Consider the following 16,330-nt stretch of genomic DNA (forward strand, 5'->3'; position numbering starts at 1 on the left):
TCAGGAAGCCTTCCTGAACGTAAGCAATGGTTTGCGCGACGTGAGTAGAATGGGTTTCCGCCGCCACCCGACACCGACATGCCGCCCATCGCAATGGATCGCTCCGCCGTGTCATCGCCGTCTACGAGTCGCCGCGCGATGCGGCGCGATCTGGCCTGCGTGCTGGTTCTGACGGTTGTAGCCGGCGTGCTGTGTACGACCTTCGACGTCAGCGAGCTCGCATATCGATGGACCCGCAGCGCCGAGCGTTTTCAGCTCGACGAACTACCGGTCACGCTATTCGTGCTGGCAGCGGGCCTCACATGGTTCGCATGGCGGCGCTATCGCGAATCGCACCGTGAGCTGCTGCACCGCCGAGCGCTTGAGGAGCAAGCCGAGCGCTTGCTGGAGGAAAACCGGCGCCTCGCAAGCCAGGCGATCGAAGTGCAGGAGGCGGAGCGTCGTCATCTCGCCCGCGAACTGCATGACGAACTCGGCCAATACCTGAACGCAATCACACTCGATGCCGCACGCATTCGCGATTTGTCTGCCGCGGGTGAGCCGGAGATTCATCGTGCGTCGCTGGCGGTGATGCAAAGCGCGTCGTTCGTGTACCGGCAGATCGGCGGCATGATCCGCCGGCTGCGGCCGATCGGGCTCGACGAGCTCGGCTTGCCGAGCGCGGTCGAACACTGCGTGGACAGTTGGCGCGAACGCTTGCCCGACGCGTCGTTTGCGCTGACGGTGGAAGGGGACTTCAATGGCCTGGCGGATGCGCTGAATGTGACGCTGTACCGGCTGGTTCAGGAGGCACTGACCAACATCTCGAAGTTTGCGCGCGAGGCGCGCGTGGAGATTTACCTGGTGCGCACACCTGCCGATAGCGAGCGCGCCGGCGAAATCGTCGTGACGGTGGCTGACGATGGCCCGGGCGTCGATCTATGGAAGCCGCGCGCGGGGCTTGGACTGGTCGGTATGCGCGAGCGGGTCGAATCGCTCGGCGGCGAGTTTCACATTGCCAGCCGTGAGAACGAGGGCTTTATGCTGTGCGCGCGGCTGCCGGGTCAGGCCGGACTGCCGGAACCAAGGGATCCGAACGAACCGAGCGCCACACTGGGCACGCCGGACGTCGCCGGCGCGGTCAGATCCCCAAACTGAAGGCCGAGCCGGCTTGCCATCTGCGCGAGCTGCACGCCGTTGTTCGCACCGAATTTCTGGCGGATCGCCGACTGGTGATTCGCGACGGTCTTCTGGCTGAGCCCGAGCCGCTCGGCGATTACCGGCAACGTGTAGCCCTGCACCAGCAAGCGCAGCACCTCGAATTCGCGCGCGGACAACTGCCGCCCCGGCGGCCCTTCGCTGAACATCGTGCGCAGCGCCAGCGCCTGCGACACGTCCGCGCTCAGATAACGCACCCGCCGCGCGACCGCACGCACCGCTTCGACCAGCACCTCGGGCGCGCTCGCCTTCGTCACATAGCCGCTCGCGCCGGCATCGAGTGCGCGCCGCACGAAGAGCGTCTCTTCATGCACGCTGAAGATCAGCACACGTGCATCCGGCTCGCGCGCGAGCATGCGGCGCATCGCTTCGATTCCGCTTGCGCCGGGCAGCGCGAGATCCATCACGACCACATCCGGCTGCAGCGTGCAGAAGCGCTGATAGGCCTGTGCCGCATCGGCCGCTTCGCCGGCCACGCACACATCCGGGCTCAATTCGAGCAGACGCCGGTACCCTTCACGCACGACCGCGTGATCGTCGACCAGCAACACGGAGATATCGGCGGTACTCATCTGCGCGCTCCCTTGTGTTGAGCTTTATCTGTTGAGCTTTATCTGTTGCGCTTTATAGGTTGTGCGTGATTCGCGATGCCCTGTTCGTGATGCGTGACTCGTGATGCCCGCTGCTATCAGTCCTTGTGCGCGGCCTCGGCTGCAAATCGACGCGAATTCGCGTCGTTGCGGAAAATCACCGGCTGTTCGTCCGGTGTGAGCGCCGCGCCGCGTTGCGCTGCTTCACGCACGACCCGTACCACCTTTTCGTGGTGCGGGGATTTGTCGCACACCGGGTCGGCATTGGCTGGGTCTTGCGTCAACAGATACGCCTGGCAGCGGCAGCCGCCCAGATCGTGGGTTTTCTCGTCGCAGCTGCGGCACGGCTCTTTCATCCAGTCGAAGCCTCGGAAGCGGTTGAACGCATCGCTTTCGTACCAGACGTCCGCAAGCGGCGTGTCGCGCACATTCGGAAACGTGAGGCCTGGCAACGAACGCGCCGAGTGACAGGGCAAGGCCGCGCCATCCGGCGCCACGCCGAGAAACACCGAGCCCCAGCCGTTCATGCAACGCTTCGGTCGCGTTTCGTAGTAGTCGGGCACCACGAAAAAGATCTTGCAGCGGTTGCCGATCTCGTTGCGATAGCGCTCGACTACCGCTTCCGCCTCGCGCAGCTGCGCTTCAGTCGGCATCAGTTGCGCGCGGTTCGTATGCGCCCAGCCGTAGTACTGCGTGTTCGCCAGCTCCAGATATTCGGCGCCCATCGCCAGTGCCATGTCGATGATCTTGTCGACGTGCGGCAGGTTGTAGCGATGCAGTACGCAGTTCAGCACCATCGGGAAATCGTGCGCCTTGATCGAGCGCGCCACGCGATTTTTCAGGTCGAAGGTCTTGGTGCTGCTGAGAAAATCGTTCAGCTCCTGGGTCGAGTCCTGAAACGACAGCTGGATATGATCGAGGCCGCTTTCCTTCAGCGCATCGAGCCGTTTGTCGGTCAGGCCGACGCCCGACGTGATCAGGTTCGTATAGAAGCCGAGCTTGCGCGCCTCGCCAACCAGCACTTCGAGGTCGTCGCGCAGCAACGGCTCGCCGCCGGAAAAGCCGAGTTGCGCGGCGCCGAGCGCGCGCGCTTCGCGCAGCACGCGCAGCCACTCGTCGGTACTGAGTTCGCCGCGCTGCTCCGCGTAGTTCACCGGGTTGTAGCAGAACGCACAATGCAGCGGGCAGCGATACGTGAGCTCCGCAAGCAGCCATAGCGGTGGCGCAATGCCGGCGCGATCGGCTTTGGCGTGCTGCACTGCGACAGATAGATCAGTCATGCTGAGGGCTCCAGCCAGCCGCGCTCGACTGCATGAGCGATGAAGGTTTCCACTTCGGGCGCGAGGCCGGTTGTGTTGAACGTCTGTTCAAGATCGGCGACGATCGCCGCAATATTGCGCGTGCCGTCGCAACGCAAAAGAATCTGCGCAGCGCTTTGATTCAGTTTCACCATACCTTCCGGATATAGCAATACGTGCGCGTCCTGGGCAGGTTCGAATTGCAGGCGGAACAGCCGGTTCAGTTTCGGTTGCAACGCAGCATCGGGTGCGCCCGGCCGAGCGTTCGGGTTCGTATCGTTCATGATGGGAAGGCCTTTTCGATCGCGTCGAGCATGTTCCACAGGATGTCGAGCTTGAACTGCAGGATGTCGAGCGCACGCTCCTGTTGCTCGCGCGTGCGGAAATAGTCGAGCGTGACGGCCAGACCGTGCTCGACGTCGCGTTGCGCGAGCGAGATGCGCGAGCGGAAATAATTGAGGCCTTCCGCTTCGATCCACGAGTAGTAGGTGGGCCAGGTGGCGAGCCGGTCCTTGTGGATCTGCGGCGCGAAGATTTCGGTCAGCGACGAGCACACCGCTTCCTGCCACGGTGCACGGCGCGCGAAATTCACATAAGCGTCCACCGCGAAGCGCACACCGGGCACGACGTGCTCGAGCGACCACAGTTCGTCGCGCGACAGGCCCACCGCGTCACCCAGGCGCGCCCACGTTTCGATACCGCCCTCGTCGTCGCCATAGCCGTCATGGTCGAGAATGCGCAGAACCCAGCGGCGACGCGTCTCGCGGTCCGGGCAATTGGCGAGAATCGCCGCGTCTTTAAGCGGAATGTTGATCTGGTAGTAGAAGCGGTTCGCCACCCAGCCGCGGATCTGCTCGCGCGAGCAACCGCCGCTGTTCATCTTCACGTTGAACGGATGATGGATGTGATACGCGCGCCCTTTTGCGCGCAGCTGTGCTTCGAATTCTTCGCGGGTCCACGCCGCTTCGGCGTGCGTTGCGCGGTTCGCGCCAAGGCTGTTCATCAGGGATTTCCTCGAGTTCCGTGGGTACGGCGCATGCGCCGCTGATACGTTTATGCGTTCACCGATGCATCAGGCTCACAGGTCGAAAAGCATGCCGTCACGCGCGACCTCGATGCCGTGCTGTGCGAGCACGCGGCGCTCGGGGCCGTCTTCGACCAGAATCGGATTGGTGTTGTTGATGTGGATCAGCACCTTGCGCGCAGCAGGGCGATCGAGTGCATCGAGCACTTCGATCATGCCGCCCGGGCCGGATTGCGCAAGATGGCCCATATCGGCTGCGGTTTTCTTCGACAGGCCGAGGCGAATCATTTCGTCGTTGGTCCACGTCGTGCCGTCGACCAGCAGCAGGTCCGCGCGCCGCATCGCATCGCGCACGTGCGGCTCCAGCACGCCGAGCCCTGGCGCGTAGAACGCACGCTTGCCGGAATCGAGCGCGGTGATCAACAGGCCGATGTTGTCGCCGCGCACCGGCGCATTGCGGTGCGGCGAATACGGCGGCGCCTTGCTCGACAGCGGCAGCGCTTCGATGCGCACGCCCGGCAGCGCGGGCACTTCGAGCGGTGCATCGTCGAGCGCGATCGTATGGCGTTCGACGCCGCAGTAGTGCGCCAGAATCGAGGCCACTGGAAAACCGCTGGAAAGATCTTGCCAGACCGGCTCGGTTGCATAGATCGGTAGCGGCGCGTTGTGCTCGCGCAGCATCAGCAGGCCGGTGACATGGTCGATCTGCGCATCCATCAGCAGCACCCCGGCGATGCCTGTGTCGCGCGCATGCCGCGCCGGCTGTAGCTCAGGGTTCGCGGCGAGCTGCGCGAGGATATCCGGCGAGGCGTTGATCAACAGCCACGCCACCCCATCGACGCTGACTGCCAGCGACGACTGCGTGCGCGGCTCTGCGACGATAGTCTGGTTGCGCACGCCGCTACAGTTGTGGCAGTTGCAGTTCCACTGTGGGAAGCCGCCCCCTGCCGACGAACCGAGCACCTTGATTTTCATTTTCCTTTCCTTGCGTCGTGATTCGCAGGTCAAACGTCATACAGAAACGTCATACGTATCACGGTAGCATTCTCCGCAGCAGTCCGTCTTTATCGATTAATTGATGTTTGAGCGCGCCGGCGATATGCAGTGCGATCAGCGCGATCAGAATCCACGCGCACACCTCGTGAATGCCGAAGAACAATGCGCGCATACCCTTATCGTCCCAGCCCCACTTCGGCAGCAGGATGCCCCAGAAGCGCGTGCCGTATTTGTTGAACGACGAGCCGAGGTAGCCCGTCAGCGGCATCCCCACCATTGCAACGTATAAAAGACCCTGCGTAGCGCTCGCGGCGGCGCGTTGCCACGGTCGCATCGGCGGTAGCGGCGGCCTGCCGTAGACCAGCCGCACCACGATGCGGATCAGCACAAGCAGGAAAATCGTCATGCCCAGCGACTTGTGGAAGTTGATCAGCGAAGCCTTGAATTCGAGGCCGCGCGGCAGCCCGACCATGTACAGGCCGATCGCCAGCATCGCAATGATCGCAACGCCGATGATCCAGTGCAGCGCAATCAGCGGTCGCGAGAAGCGCTCGTTGGCGGTTTGTCCCGCTTGCGCCGCGCTGCTCGTATGCGTTGCGTTCATGTTGTCTCTCCCAGTCGCACAGCGTGGTTCTTTCCTTCTTTGGCGCATTGCGTGCGCCTGAGTTCACGCGGTGGTCGCTGTACTGCGCGTTGTCTCCGCTTTTTTATGCAGGGCGGGTTTGATGTCTTGCTTTGCTGCGGTGTCGCGGGTTCAACTGCTCGTGTTCAGTTTGCCGCCTGGCCGCGCGCGCTGGCGATCAGCAATTCCCCGCGTCCGTCCACCGCCAGGTCGCCTGCATGGCGCCGCGGCAGTGCGCTGGCGGCGAGCGTCAGGAACGGCGCAAACAGCGTGGCATTGCCGAATGCGCGAGTGAGGGTGTCGCGCTGCGCGGCCAACATGCGCACGAACAGCGCCCAGAACACGTCGTAGCCGCGGCCGCCGGCCGCGAAAGTGGGCGGAATGCGCGGCGGTTCGTGCAGCAGCAGCAGCGTGCCCCGGCGCATACCGTACGCATAGTTCGCGCCCAGCCGCCCCGCGATGCCGATCGTGCCGGCCACCATCCGCGTGGCGGCGAAGTCGCCGGCATCGCCAGCCACCAGCACGCTGCCGCGCCGCATGCGGTCACCCAGTCGTGCGCCGGCGTTGCCTTGCACGGCAAGCAGGCCGCCGGTCATGCCTTCCATGTCGCCGGGCAGCGCGCCCGCTGCGAAGTCGCCGCAGTCGCCGGCCACCGTCAGCTGTCCGCCGCTCATCTCGGCGCCGGCAAACGCACCGGCGTTGCCATCGATCTGCAGCGTGCCGGCGGCCATGCGCAGTGCGGCGTAGTCGCCAGCGTTGCCGCTGACATGAATACGCCCTTCAGCAAGGTTGGCGCCGATGCGGTCTAGCCAGTGCGCGTCGCCTTCGATGATCAAACTGGCTTCGTGCGCTGCGTCTGCGCCGTTTTCCTGCGCGTGCGCGATGTCGAACAGGTCGCCTACTGCGCACGCCTCGTTGCCGGCCGGCAGCAGCAGGTGCGCCACATCCGCTGCGGATAGCGTCGCCAGCGCGGCAGGTTGCAATAGCGAACCGTCGACGCGAAAGCCCGGTGCGGCCTTGATGCGCAGCGTCGTGATGGTCATCGCGGGCTCCCGGCGGGGCCGCGGTCATCGCCGGTGTGCGCGCCGTTGCCGTCCTGCCCCGCGAGCGTCGCCGCCAGCTGGTGCAATTGAAAGTGATACGGCCCGAGCTTGCCGCCATAGTTGCCAGCCGAAATCCGCAGCACGCCGCTGCCCGCGCGCGAAGCCGCTTCGATTCCTGCGGTCATCGCTGCGCCGACGTCCGCATCGGTCAACCCATCGATCACGATCTCCAGCACGCAGCCCACCTCTGCAGTCAGCTCGGTGCGTTTGGCCACGCCGATCAGCGTCGGGCAGAACAGGTCATTGGTCGATGCGACCGCGCCCGCGTACTTCGAGCCGATCTTCGACCCCGAGCGCACCACGCCACCCGGAAACGGCGTGATCACGTTCGGCAGACGATGCATCGCAACCACCGCCGCTTCGGCGGCGGCGAGCGCATGGTCGGTGTCGCGCGCGAGCAGCAGCAGGTTGCCGCCGCCCACCGCTTTCACCGTCACGGTGGTTTCTTCGCAGACGAATTCGCCGTCCATCACCGGCACCCGCCAGTAGCGCGTGTCGTCGAGCATCTTCGCGATCTGCCAGCCGTCGCCGAAAAAACGCAGCGCACTGCCGAGCGGTGCGCGGTCCGACAGCGGTGCGTGGCTGGTGGCCGGATCGATGCCGCTGAATACCGCGGTGGTGGGGCAGGTCAGCACACATTGGCCGACACGCCGCGCGATCTGTTTGGCCAGTTCTTTCGACGACACCGCGAACATCAACACCGAAATGCCCGGCCGGCCGTCGGGCGTTTCGGTTGGCGCCAGGTCGCGCTCGATGCCCGCTTCGCAGCCGCAGTCGATCACCGAAGTCGCAAAGCCGGTCAGCGATTGCGCCGAGGCGCGCGCCCACGCGGCGGTGTGCGCGGTGATCACGAGCCGCGTGGCCTTCATCGGGAAGGCTTCCGCGAAGGTGTCGTCGATCAGGGTATGGTTGATCTGCATCGTCGGCTCGCGGCGCTCAGGGCGGGCTGGCGGCGGGCCGCGCCGCGCGAGGCGCCGACGGCTGCGCGCCGTGCTCGAAGCATTCGACTGGCAGCAGCCGGCCGCCGCGGCAGCAGGCGCAGATTTCGTCGTCGCTGATGGCCGTATGCGCGAAGCCGCCGACGAGGTTCTCATCGGTGTACGCGCGCACGGTCTTTTCGATGCTGCGGTCGTAATCGGGCGATACGTAGTGAATGCCGCCGGTCGGGGTGGCCACCAGGTTGCCGTCGCGCGCGACCAGCGTGCCGTCCTTGAACACATACGCGGGCGACGTGAACATCCGCTCGCGATCCGGGTCGTTGCGGTACACGGCGATGTCGGCGGCGGCGCCCGCTCCGAGCTGGCCGCGGTCGCTCAAACCGAGTAGCCGCGCCGGGCCGGCACGCGTGATGATCGCGATCTCGTACAGCGACAACTCGCGTTTCAGTTCGGGCAGCGCGCTCGCGACTTTCGCCTCCGGGTGCAGCCGGTCGAGTTGCTCGTCGCGGAACGATTTATCCATCAGCAGCCGGATCAGATGCGGATAGCTGGTGAACGGCCCGCCGTTCGGATGGTCGGTGGTCATCGACACGCGCCACGGATCGTCGACCAGCAGAAAGATCTCGAGCCCGATGATCCACTGCAGCGCATTCACGTAGCTTTGCTCGCGATAGCGGAACGGCACGACGCCGCAGCCCGCATCGCATTCGATATCGCCGAGCACCCATTTGCGCGGCTGCGCGAGCGGCGCGTTCTTGAACTGCATCATCGTGTCGCCGGATGCGGTGACGGTCTGCCCGAAGATGATCTGGCCGACGTCGATCGTCACATTGGGCCGTGCATTCACCGCTTCGGCAATCTCGCGCGCACCGGACGAAAACTTGCGCGGCCCTTCGGTGCCATAGCTGTGAAACTGGATGTGCGTCACGTGGATCGGCAGGCCGTCGGCGGCATCCATCGTCGCGATCGTCGATGCGACGTTGCCGGGCACGCCGAGGTTGCTCGCATGCACGTGCAGCGGGTGCGGCACGCGCAGCTCCGTTAGTGCGCGCGTCAGCGTGCGCAGGATATCGCGCGGCGTGATGCCGTAATGCGTGTGCGCTTCGTCGACGTCGAGCGAACGCTGGTTGAACTTGAACGCCGAGATGCCACCGGGGTTCACGACTTTCACACCGAGCGCGCGGCTCGAATTGATGGTCCAGCCGATGTAATCGCGCAGCTTGTCGAAGTCTTCGCGCGCGGCGAGCATCTGCAGCAGCAGTTCGTCGTTGCCGAGCATCACGTAGGCGCCGTGATCGATGATCGGCGTGTCGCCCATTTCCAGATGCGCATGGCGTGCGTTCGACGCGATCATCGCCGGCTCGAAGGCGGCCGTGTAGCCCATTTCGGCGTAACGGTAGCCGGTTGCGAGGGTACCCGGCGTGCAGACGCCGCACGACGGCATCCGCAGATAGCGGCCTTGTGTGTCGCGCACCGCTTCGTAAGCGGCGTCGCGTGGCGCGTCGTTGCGATGGTCTTCCGGCAGCAGCAGACGCGACAGATTGGTCTTGCCGCCGCCGATATGCGAATGCAGATCGATGCCGCCGGCCATCACGATCATGTCGCGCGCATCGTAGTCGTGGTCGATTTGCGCACCTTGCGGTGCATCGACGATGCGGCCGTCGCGGAAGTACAGGTCGCGGCGTTCGCCGTTCACGCCATTGGCTGGATCGTAGACGATGCCGCCGGCGAGTCGCGCAAGCGTCATGACGACCTCCGCTGCGCGCCGACGCGCTCTGCGAGATCCGTCGCGAGTTCGGCCACGCTGGGCAGATTCACGTGGCGTGCCGGCGCAAGCGGCGCGACCACCGACGCGTCGAGCCGGAACAGATGGCCGCCGCTGTCGATACCCGGCGTCGCGACCGGTATGAACACGGTAGGCGCGGTGCGCTGCACGATGTGACTGGCTAGCGCGGGCGGCCCCAGCACGATAGCCGGCACCTGCGGATCGAGTGCATCGGGCAACGGGTGTGGTTCGAAGCTCGCCACCCACAGCAGCACGTCGATTTCGCGCGCGGCCAGCAATTGCGCGGTGCGGTAACGATACGGGTCATGCTCGAGCGGTGCGGCGCCGTCAGGCCGATCGAGGCGTGCCACACGCGTGGCAAGCGGCAGGCCGGACAGCCAGGTGACGGTCTGGTTGACCGTCAGCGCGCCATCCGCGCCGCCCAGCCCAAGCGCGCCCGCGCGGGTCGTGCGGTTGAGTGCCTTGACGATGCGGTGCAGCGCTTCGATCAGCAGTGCCGCATGCGGTTGCGGCAAGGCCGCGGGTTCGTAGATCACGGCCGTGTAACGCGCTGCCGCGATGCGCGTCATCAGTGCGGCGAGTTGCGCCGCCATCTGTGCGACATCTTCGGGGCTGCTGTCGAAGGCGGCCGGATTGCGGCCTTCGGCAAGTGCGGACCATAGCGCGAGTACGTCATAAGGCGATGCGTGTTCGAGCATCGCGTCACAACGGGCGTGCGCAATCTTGCTTGCTGCCGGATCGGTGGCGCATGCAACGAAACAGATATCGCGTGCCCGCGTGCTGTCCGCGAGGGTCCGTTCGTAAAAGCGTGGATGGCCTGCACCGGGTGCACAGCCGAATACGATCAGCAGATCGGCGCGCGAGCGCACCTCCGAGAGCGTCGTGAACAACGCGCCGCGATCTTGCAGCGCGAGCGTCGCAGCGCCGAGTGCTTCGCCGTGCAGTGTGTCGAGAATCGCCCCGCAGTTGGCGGCCAGCTCATACAGCGCACGTGCGCCGGCGACATCCGTTGCGCATCCGCCAAACAATGGCCGTTGTGCTTGCGCAAGCATCTGCGCGGCGCGCGCGCGAGCGGCTTCGCGTGCTACGGGCTGGCCATCGAGCAGCGGCTGGCAGTTGCTGTCCGCGGCGCTGAAGTGCGTGAGCGCCTGCGCTAGCCGTGCGCAGTCGGTGGCGGGCGCAGCGATCGTCTGGTCGGCGCGTACGCAGGCCGCGATGTCGTCGCACAGCAGTGGGCAGAAGGGGCAAGTCCAGTCGCGTGTCGTGGACACGAACGCCGACACCGACGCGGGCGGCGCCGTGGGCGCGACCGTCTGCGCGGCATTCGGCGCGGGGGAGGAGGAATCGTGCATGCGGCTCGCTAGAGCAAGCTCTATGCCGATCGTGCGGCAGTGGCCGCCCGTATTGCACGGGGCCGGTCGAGTGGGCCGCGATGATACATGCGCGCGGACGCTATCGGTTTTTGCAGCGTGACGTCATGCGTTTGCATGAAGAACCGCACCCGCTCAGCCGTTTTACCCGCAGCGCGAAGTCAGCATGCGCAACACAGTATGTGCGTCGCGCCGTAACACAGTGTCACCCGCGCGAGCCGCATAACGCGTTCCTTGCGATTGGATTGCGGCAGTAGCGCGACAGGCTGCTTGGCATGGATATTGTGTTTGCGGTTCACCTGGATGCGCTGTCTGGTGCGGCGACTTTGCCGTCGTGCAGGGCAGAACCGACGAGCCACGCGTGCGCGCCGCTGCGTGCAGCGGCATCGAGGTCGGCGCGATTGCGGATGCCGCCTGCGCCGATCAAGGTGCGCGCGCCGGCGCGTTTGCGGATCGTGTCGAAGGTGTCGAGGTCGGGGCCTTGATAGGCGCCGACGCGATCGAGCGTCATCACGATGACGCGTTCGGGCCACAGCGCAGGCGTGTCGTGCAATGCATCGACGGCACCGGGCGCGGCGAGCGCGTGGCCCTGGCGGCGATCGAGCGACAGGATCGGTGCGTAGCCGGCATCGCGTGCTTCACGCAGCGCCGCAGGTGTGCGCAACGACTCCGAGCCGAATACCGGCACGAGCGTCTCGCGTGCTGCGCCGAGGCTGACGAGGCGCGCCAGATGATCGAGCATCGACGCGCAATCGCTGAAGCCCGCGTCGAGCCAGATCTGCACACGGCGGCCGGAGGCGCCGGGCGGATTCAGGCCGTTGCACAGCGCGGCAAGTGTCGCCGCATCGGCGCGCTGCGCGACGATCGCATCGAGGTCGGCGACGTACAAGGTGTCCGCGTGGCTTGCCGCAAGCAGTGAACGCGCAACGGCGAGCGGTTCGCTGGTCGCGCACAGAGTGGACTGAATAGGGCGATAGTTCGCGCGTTCGCCGCGTACCGCACGCACCGCGTGAGCGTCGAGAAGATCGAGAACCGGGATGACCCGCATCGGAGACTTTCCTTGATCAGGCTGTTTGTGTACGAGTATCTCACCGGCGGTGGCATCGACCCGGAACTGGCCGGCGAAAGCGGTATCGCGGATCTGAGCGTGCTGATCGTCGAAGGGCGCGCGATGCGCGATGCGATGGTGCAGGACCTGCGCGATCTCGGCGGCATCGACGTGAGCTTTGCGAGTTCGCGTTTCGAGGCGGCTGCTGCGTCGCGTTCGCCGTTGCAGCATTACTGCGCCGCGCCCGGCGAGCCGATGATGGAGTTCGTCGCACGCGCGGCGCGCGAGCACGATTATGCGTGGATCGTCGCGCCTGAATGCGATGGGCTGATGCTGCAGCTTGCCGATGCAGTTGGCACTGCGCGCTGGCTCGGTTGCACGAAGGACGCGATCGCGTTGTGTTCGAGCAAGCGGCAGACTGCCGCGTTGCTCGCGACGCACGGTATTGCGGTGACGCCCGCGCTCGATGCCGCGGGCATGGCGCTCGATGGCATGGCGGCGCGGCGCGGCGATGCTTATGCCGATGGCACGGCGGCCTGGGTGGTCAAGCCGGACGACGGCGCCGGCGGCCTCGACACCTATCTGTTCGACGACTTCGCCGAAGCCCGTGCGGACTTCGCTACGCGGCTTGCGGCTGGCCGAAAGCCTGTTCTGCAGCAATGGGTGAATGGCGACGCACTGAGCCTGTCGCTGATCTGCAGCGCGGCGGGCAACGAGCTGATCAGCATCAACCGGCAGCGGATCGGCGTGGCCGATGCGCCGGCGGCAGGACACGCGGGGCGGGTGATCGAGTTCGACGGCGTCGACGTCGATTGCATCGAGCAAGGCAGCGCGCAGGGCCGCACGCTCGCGGCGCTCGCACAGCGCGTCACGGCCGCGTTGCCGGGCCTGCGCGGCTTCGTCGGTATCGACGTGGTCTGGCGGCCAGACGGAGAGCCGGTGGTGATCGAGGTCAATCCGCGCGTGACGATGGCGTACGTAGGCTTGTCGGCGCGGCTCAAACGCAATCTCGCGGCCCAGGTGCTGGCCGCGCACGGCGTGAAGCTTGCGCCTGCAACGGGCGACGATATGCTGCGCGTGCCGGTGTTCGCAGGCAGGGCCGCGTCATGAGCGACCATACCGCAAATGCAGCGGCGCCCGCGGTATTCGGCTGGGACGTGGGCGGCGCGCATGTGAAGGTTTCCGCGGCAAGCGCTGAAGGACAGCTCGCCGACGTCGTGCAATGGGCGTGTCCGCTTTGGCAGGGGCTGGCGCACCTCGAGCGCGTAATCGACGAAGTATTGGCGCGCTGGCCATCGGCTGCGGCGCCGGATACGCGCCATGCGGTGACGATGTCCGGCGAGATGGTCGACCTGTTCGCGGACCGTGCCGAAGGCGTACGAATCCTGGTGCACACGCTTGCCGCGCGGCTGGGCGGCGCGGTTCGCTTCTTTGCCGGCGGCGACGGCTGGCTCGCTACGGACGAAGCGATCGCGCATTGGCGCACGGTGGCCTCGGCAAACTGGCTGGCGACTGCTCAATGGGTCGCGGCGCGCATGCCCGATGCGCTGCTGATCGACATCGGCAGCACCACCACCGACATCGTTCCAATCGTGCACGCGCGCGTCGCAGCGCGCGGCGTGAACGACGCGACTCGCCTCGTAACCGGCGAGCTTGCGTATCACGGCGTGGTGCGCACGCCGCTGTGCGGCATTGCGCATCGCATCGCGTTTCGCGGCGAGAGCGCTGGCGTGATGAACGAATGGTTCGCGACGAGCGCCGACATTTATCGTCTGACCGGCGAGCTATGGCCACCGCACGATCAGCACCCGAGCGCGGACAACGGCGCGAAAACCATCGGGGCGAGTTGCGCGCGGCTCGCGCGGACCATCGGTCGCGACGCATCGGATGCAAGCATCGACGAATGGCGCAGCTTCGCCTACACGTGGCGACACGAACAGCTGCGCACGATTGGCGCCTGCCTTGCGCAGGTGAGCGAAGCCCATCCGCAACTGGCCGCAGCGCCGTTGGTGGGTGCGGGTTGCGGCCGCTTTCTGGTCGCGGCACTGGCGCGCGAAACGGCACGCGCTTACGTCGACTTCAGCGCATTGACGGGGCCCTTGATGGACACGCCGGCAGAGCACGCCTGCGCATCCACACCGCACGACGGCAGCGACACCTCGGCCGAATGGATTGCGACCTGCGCACCCAGTGTCGCCGTAGCGTTGCTGATGGCCGTGCAAGCCGGCGATCTGCGGGCGGCCGCGTCACCCGCGAACGCTACCGCGCATGCCGCATGACAACAGGCAACAGAGAGAGGCAAACATGTGGGTGGTGAAGATCGGGGGAAGCCTGAGTCACGACCCGTCGCTGCGCGACTGGCTCACGCAGCTGTGGGAAGTGGGCGGCGGACGCGTCGTGATCGTGCCGGGCGGCGGCGATTTTGCGGACCGCGTGCGCGTTTATCAGAAGGAATGGAAGTTCGACGACCTGGCCGCTCACAACATGTGTCTGCTGGCCATGACTCAGTACGCGCTGATGATGCAGGGTGTGCTGCCGGACCTTGTGCTCGCCACCAGCGAAGACATGATCCGGCGCACGCTGCGTAACGGCCAGGTGGCCGTGTGGATGCCGATCGGCCTGATGAGCGCAACGCCCAATGACATGACCAATTGGGACACCACGTCGGATAGTCTCGCTGCGTGGCTGTCGAAGTCGCTGAATGCGGAGCGGCTGCTGGTCGTGAAGTCCTGCGAGCTGGAGGCGGACGCACCGCTCGACGCGCTGGCGTCCGCCGGCGTGCTCGACGCACGCTTCGTCGACTATGTGAACGACGCGAACTACGTGGTCGAGCTGTTCAACAAGGGCGATGTTGCACTGATGCGCGAGCGGCTACTCAATACGCCGGCTGCGTAGCGAGCGCGGCATCCGGCTGCCCCTGCGGATGATGCAGTGCGTCGGCCCATTGCGCGACGCGTTGCGGGTCGAGGCGCGCGGTGCGACCGCCGCTGCACAGCGCGCTTCGAAAGCCTGCAATATCCGGTGCGAGCGCGCGGATCTGCGCGAGCTGCGCCCAGCCGAGCGAACCCGCCATGCCGACCATCGCGCCTTTGGCGCGTATGTTGGCCATGTGCGCGGCCAGCGTCTTCGCGTCGACGCAATCGAACAGCGTGCGGCCGTCTTTTACAGCGGTGTCGAAAATTAAACCCGCAAACCCGAGACTGATTGCATGCGCGACCACTTGCGCGTCGATGCCTTCGTCGCAGAGCAATACCGGCAGGACCGGAGCGGGTAAGCCGGCAAGGTGCGACAGGCACGCCTGTGCTTCGGCGCGTGCGCTTGCGTCCGCCTTGACGCCGACCTTGACGAAGTCCACGCCGCTCGCGCCGACATCGATCACGCGTGCCGCGATCTCGTCGAACGCATGCGCGGGCAGGTCGCCGATCGTCGCGCTGATCGGCTTGACCGGATAGCGCGCGCGCAACTGCTGCGCGATCCGCACGATCTCGCCGGGGGCCACGCCACCCAACGCGCCTCCGGACGGTTCCTTGAGGTCGATCAATTCGGCGCCGGCTTCTACAGCATCGAATGCTTCATCTGCCGAGCGAACGCTCGCGAGCAACGCGGTCATTGGGATCTCCGGGGGAAGGAAGTGTAGGCGCGCACTGCTGCGCCATCGCATGCAATGCGTGCGAATCAGGCGAGCGTCAACGCGTTTCGTGCAACGTGGGTGTTACAGCAGAAGGTGTGCCAGTTGTTTGCGCGCTACCGCTAGCGGCATGTGTTGCGCGATAACGCTCGATCGCCGCAACGATCCACGACCACGCCGTTTGCTCGTCGGGGCCCGCGGTCTTGTCGATGGCAATCTGCAGATACGCGAGTTCGTGATCGATCTTGTCGGCCGGCAACATGAACAGACGGCTCACCAGAATCGCACCTTCCACGACGGCCGCCTGGGCACGATTGAAACCGCCGAACGGCGCGTGTGTTTCGCTGTGCACGCACTGCATGCGCAGCGTCGGACGCTGCGGGTCTTCGCGCACCTCGGCCAGGCTCAGTTCGGTATGAGCGAGCACTTGCGCGAGTCGCACACTCGCCACGCGGCTTGCCGCAACAGTGGGCCATATGCGCTGCGTGCCGGTCACACAGCCGGCAAACACGCGCACGTCGGTCGTGAAATTGACGACTGCGCAACCGCTTGCAAGGATGTTGTCGAGCGTGGTCGACGGACGGAATGGCGCGAGAATCGCAAAGCCTTCTTCGAAACGCACGCCCATCGGTGCGATATGGACCTGGCCATCGCGAGCCGCAGTGGTGACGATCGTTTCGTGAATCATGGCGAAGAACGCAGGTTATGCCGGCAGGTGGCGTTGCGCGAT

The 16,330-nt window shown here is 65.6% G+C and carries 17 protein-coding genes; 4 read left to right on the forward strand and 13 right to left on the reverse strand.

Translation table 11 applies throughout. The annotated features are described in order from the left end of the window. Positions 1-78: 78 nt before the first annotated feature. Positions 79-1,137, forward strand: a complete 1,059-nt coding sequence (locus ACYVNQ_RS18895; protein ID WP_460904087.1) for a histidine kinase — start codon at positions 79-81, stop codon at positions 1,135-1,137. Here the strand turns inward: ACYVNQ_RS18895 and ACYVNQ_RS18900 are convergent. The 11 genes from ACYVNQ_RS18900 to ACYVNQ_RS18950 form a co-directional block, all read right to left on the reverse strand. Continuing rightward, positions 1,044-1,769: a response regulator gene (locus ACYVNQ_RS18900; protein ID WP_460904088.1), complete on the reverse strand. Its 726-nt coding sequence runs from the start codon at positions 1,767-1,769 to the stop codon at positions 1,044-1,046. The two genes, ACYVNQ_RS18895 and ACYVNQ_RS18900, sit on opposite strands and share 94 nt — an antisense overlap. Positions 1,770-1,885: 116 nt before the next feature. Continuing rightward, positions 1,886-3,067: a pyrroloquinoline quinone biosynthesis protein PqqE gene (gene pqqE, locus ACYVNQ_RS18905; protein ID WP_460904089.1), complete on the reverse strand. Its 1,182-nt coding sequence runs from the start codon at positions 3,065-3,067 to the stop codon at positions 1,886-1,888. Then, positions 3,064-3,369, reverse strand: a complete 306-nt coding sequence (gene pqqD, locus ACYVNQ_RS18910; protein WP_460904090.1) for a pyrroloquinoline quinone biosynthesis peptide chaperone PqqD — start codon at positions 3,367-3,369, stop codon at positions 3,064-3,066. Before pqqD ends, pqqE begins: the two co-directional genes overlap by 4 nt. After that, entirely contained in the window at positions 3,366-4,088 is a 723-nt protein-coding gene (gene pqqC, locus ACYVNQ_RS18915) for a pyrroloquinoline-quinone synthase PqqC (protein WP_460904091.1), read from the reverse strand. Before pqqC ends, pqqD begins: the two co-directional genes overlap by 4 nt. A gap of 75 nt (positions 4,089-4,163) precedes the next feature. Then, on the reverse strand, positions 4,164-5,084 hold the full coding sequence (gene pqqB, locus ACYVNQ_RS18920) for a pyrroloquinoline quinone biosynthesis protein PqqB (RefSeq protein WP_460904092.1): 921 nt from the start codon (positions 5,082-5,084) through the stop codon (positions 4,164-4,166). A gap of 58 nt (positions 5,085-5,142) precedes the next feature. Further along, complete coding sequence (locus ACYVNQ_RS18925; protein ID WP_460904093.1) at positions 5,143-5,709, reverse strand: cytochrome b; 567 nt, start codon at positions 5,707-5,709, stop codon at positions 5,143-5,145. A gap of 164 nt (positions 5,710-5,873) precedes the next feature. Beyond that, positions 5,874-6,770 (reverse strand): formylmethanofuran dehydrogenase subunit C, encoded by an 897-nt coding sequence (locus ACYVNQ_RS18930; RefSeq protein ID WP_460904094.1) that lies wholly within the window; start codon positions 6,768-6,770, stop codon positions 5,874-5,876. After that, positions 6,767-7,750 carry a formylmethanofuran--tetrahydromethanopterin N-formyltransferase gene (gene fhcD / locus ACYVNQ_RS18935; protein WP_460904095.1) on the reverse strand — a complete coding sequence of 328 codons (984 nt, stop codon included), beginning with the start codon at positions 7,748-7,750 and terminating at the stop codon, positions 6,767-6,769. The genes ACYVNQ_RS18930 and fhcD overlap by 4 nt, the downstream gene beginning before the upstream one ends. 16 nt (positions 7,751-7,766) lie before the next feature. Further along, the gene (locus tag ACYVNQ_RS18940; protein WP_460904096.1) at positions 7,767-9,515 is read right to left on the reverse strand and encodes a formylmethanofuran dehydrogenase subunit A; all 1,749 of its coding nucleotides are present in this window, start codon (positions 9,513-9,515) and stop codon (positions 7,767-7,769) included. Then, positions 9,512-10,906 carry a molybdopterin-binding domain-containing protein gene (locus ACYVNQ_RS18945; protein ID WP_460904097.1) on the reverse strand — a complete coding sequence of 465 codons (1,395 nt, stop codon included), beginning with the start codon at positions 10,904-10,906 and terminating at the stop codon, positions 9,512-9,514. Before ACYVNQ_RS18945 ends, ACYVNQ_RS18940 begins: the two co-directional genes overlap by 4 nt. A 313-nt stretch (positions 10,907-11,219) precedes the next feature. Then, entirely contained in the window at positions 11,220-11,972 is a 753-nt protein-coding gene (locus ACYVNQ_RS18950) for a HisA/HisF-related TIM barrel protein (RefSeq protein WP_460904098.1), read from the reverse strand. Positions 11,973-11,984: 12 nt separating this feature from the next. On the opposite strand from ACYVNQ_RS18950, the gene ACYVNQ_RS18955 reads away from it, so the two are divergent. From ACYVNQ_RS18955 to ACYVNQ_RS18965, 3 genes are read left to right on the forward strand one after another with little or no spacing between them, the layout of a single operon-like run. After that, positions 11,985-13,082, forward strand: a complete 1,098-nt coding sequence (locus tag ACYVNQ_RS18955) for an ATP-grasp domain-containing protein (RefSeq protein WP_460904099.1) — start codon at positions 11,985-11,987, stop codon at positions 13,080-13,082. Beyond that, complete coding sequence (locus tag ACYVNQ_RS18960; protein WP_460904100.1) at positions 13,079-14,251, forward strand: hydantoinase/oxoprolinase family protein; 1,173 nt, start codon at positions 13,079-13,081, stop codon at positions 14,249-14,251. The genes ACYVNQ_RS18955 and ACYVNQ_RS18960 overlap by 4 nt, the downstream gene beginning before the upstream one ends. A 25-nt stretch (positions 14,252-14,276) precedes the next feature. Then, positions 14,277-14,867 (forward strand): amino acid kinase family protein, encoded by a 591-nt coding sequence (locus ACYVNQ_RS18965; RefSeq protein ID WP_460904101.1) that lies wholly within the window; start codon positions 14,277-14,279, stop codon positions 14,865-14,867. Here the strand turns inward: ACYVNQ_RS18965 and ACYVNQ_RS18970 are convergent. Together ACYVNQ_RS18970 and ACYVNQ_RS18975 are read right to left on the reverse strand one after the other, a co-directional pair. Next, a complete protein-coding gene (locus ACYVNQ_RS18970) occupies positions 14,848-15,582 on the reverse strand; it encodes a (5-formylfuran-3-yl)methyl phosphate synthase (RefSeq protein WP_460904102.1) in 735 nt (244 codons plus the stop codon). The two genes, ACYVNQ_RS18965 and ACYVNQ_RS18970, sit on opposite strands and share 20 nt — an antisense overlap. Positions 15,583-15,658: 76 nt before the next feature. Next, positions 15,659-16,288 (reverse strand): DUF447 domain-containing protein, encoded by a 630-nt coding sequence (locus tag ACYVNQ_RS18975; protein WP_460904103.1) that lies wholly within the window; start codon positions 16,286-16,288, stop codon positions 15,659-15,661. Positions 16,289-16,330: the final 42 nt, after the last annotated feature.

The organism is Paraburkholderia jirisanensis (genome assembly GCF_054782355.1).

Excerpts from the sequence above, each read along its gene's own strand:
- ACYVNQ_RS18895 (WP_460904087.1), top strand. The coding sequence starts at position 79 with ATGCCGCCCATCGCAATGGATCGCTCCGCCGTGTCATCGCCGTCTACG.
- ACYVNQ_RS18900 (WP_460904088.1), bottom strand. The coding sequence starts at position 1,769 with ATGAGTACCGCCGATATCTCCGTGTTGCTGGTCGACGATCACGCGGTC.
- pqqE (WP_460904089.1), bottom strand. The coding sequence starts at position 3,067 with ATGACTGATCTATCTGTCGCAGTGCAGCACGCCAAAGCCGATCGCGCC.
- pqqD (WP_460904090.1), bottom strand. The coding sequence starts at position 3,369 with ATGAACGATACGAACCCGAACGCTCGGCCGGGCGCACCCGATGCTGCG.
- pqqC (WP_460904091.1), bottom strand. The coding sequence starts at position 4,088 with ATGAACAGCCTTGGCGCGAACCGCGCAACGCACGCCGAAGCGGCGTGG.
- pqqB (WP_460904092.1), bottom strand. The coding sequence starts at position 5,084 with ATGAAAATCAAGGTGCTCGGTTCGTCGGCAGGGGGCGGCTTCCCACAG.
- ACYVNQ_RS18925 (WP_460904093.1), bottom strand. The coding sequence starts at position 5,709 with ATGAACGCAACGCATACGAGCAGCGCGGCGCAAGCGGGACAAACCGCC.
- ACYVNQ_RS18930 (WP_460904094.1), bottom strand. The coding sequence starts at position 6,770 with ATGACCATCACGACGCTGCGCATCAAGGCCGCACCGGGCTTTCGCGTC.
- fhcD (WP_460904095.1), bottom strand. The coding sequence starts at position 7,750 with ATGCAGATCAACCATACCCTGATCGACGACACCTTCGCGGAAGCCTTC.
- ACYVNQ_RS18940 (WP_460904096.1), bottom strand. The coding sequence starts at position 9,515 with ATGACGCTTGCGCGACTCGCCGGCGGCATCGTCTACGATCCAGCCAAT.
- ACYVNQ_RS18945 (WP_460904097.1), bottom strand. The coding sequence starts at position 10,906 with ATGCACGATTCCTCCTCCCCCGCGCCGAATGCCGCGCAGACGGTCGCG.
- ACYVNQ_RS18950 (WP_460904098.1), bottom strand. The coding sequence starts at position 11,972 with ATGCGGGTCATCCCGGTTCTCGATCTTCTCGACGCTCACGCGGTGCGT.
- ACYVNQ_RS18960 (WP_460904100.1), top strand. The coding sequence starts at position 13,079 with ATGAGCGACCATACCGCAAATGCAGCGGCGCCCGCGGTATTCGGCTGG.
- ACYVNQ_RS18965 (WP_460904101.1), top strand. The coding sequence starts at position 14,277 with ATGTGGGTGGTGAAGATCGGGGGAAGCCTGAGTCACGACCCGTCGCTG.
- ACYVNQ_RS18970 (WP_460904102.1), bottom strand. The coding sequence starts at position 15,582 with ATGACCGCGTTGCTCGCGAGCGTTCGCTCGGCAGATGAAGCATTCGAT.
- ACYVNQ_RS18975 (WP_460904103.1), bottom strand. The coding sequence starts at position 16,288 with ATGATTCACGAAACGATCGTCACCACTGCGGCTCGCGATGGCCAGGTC.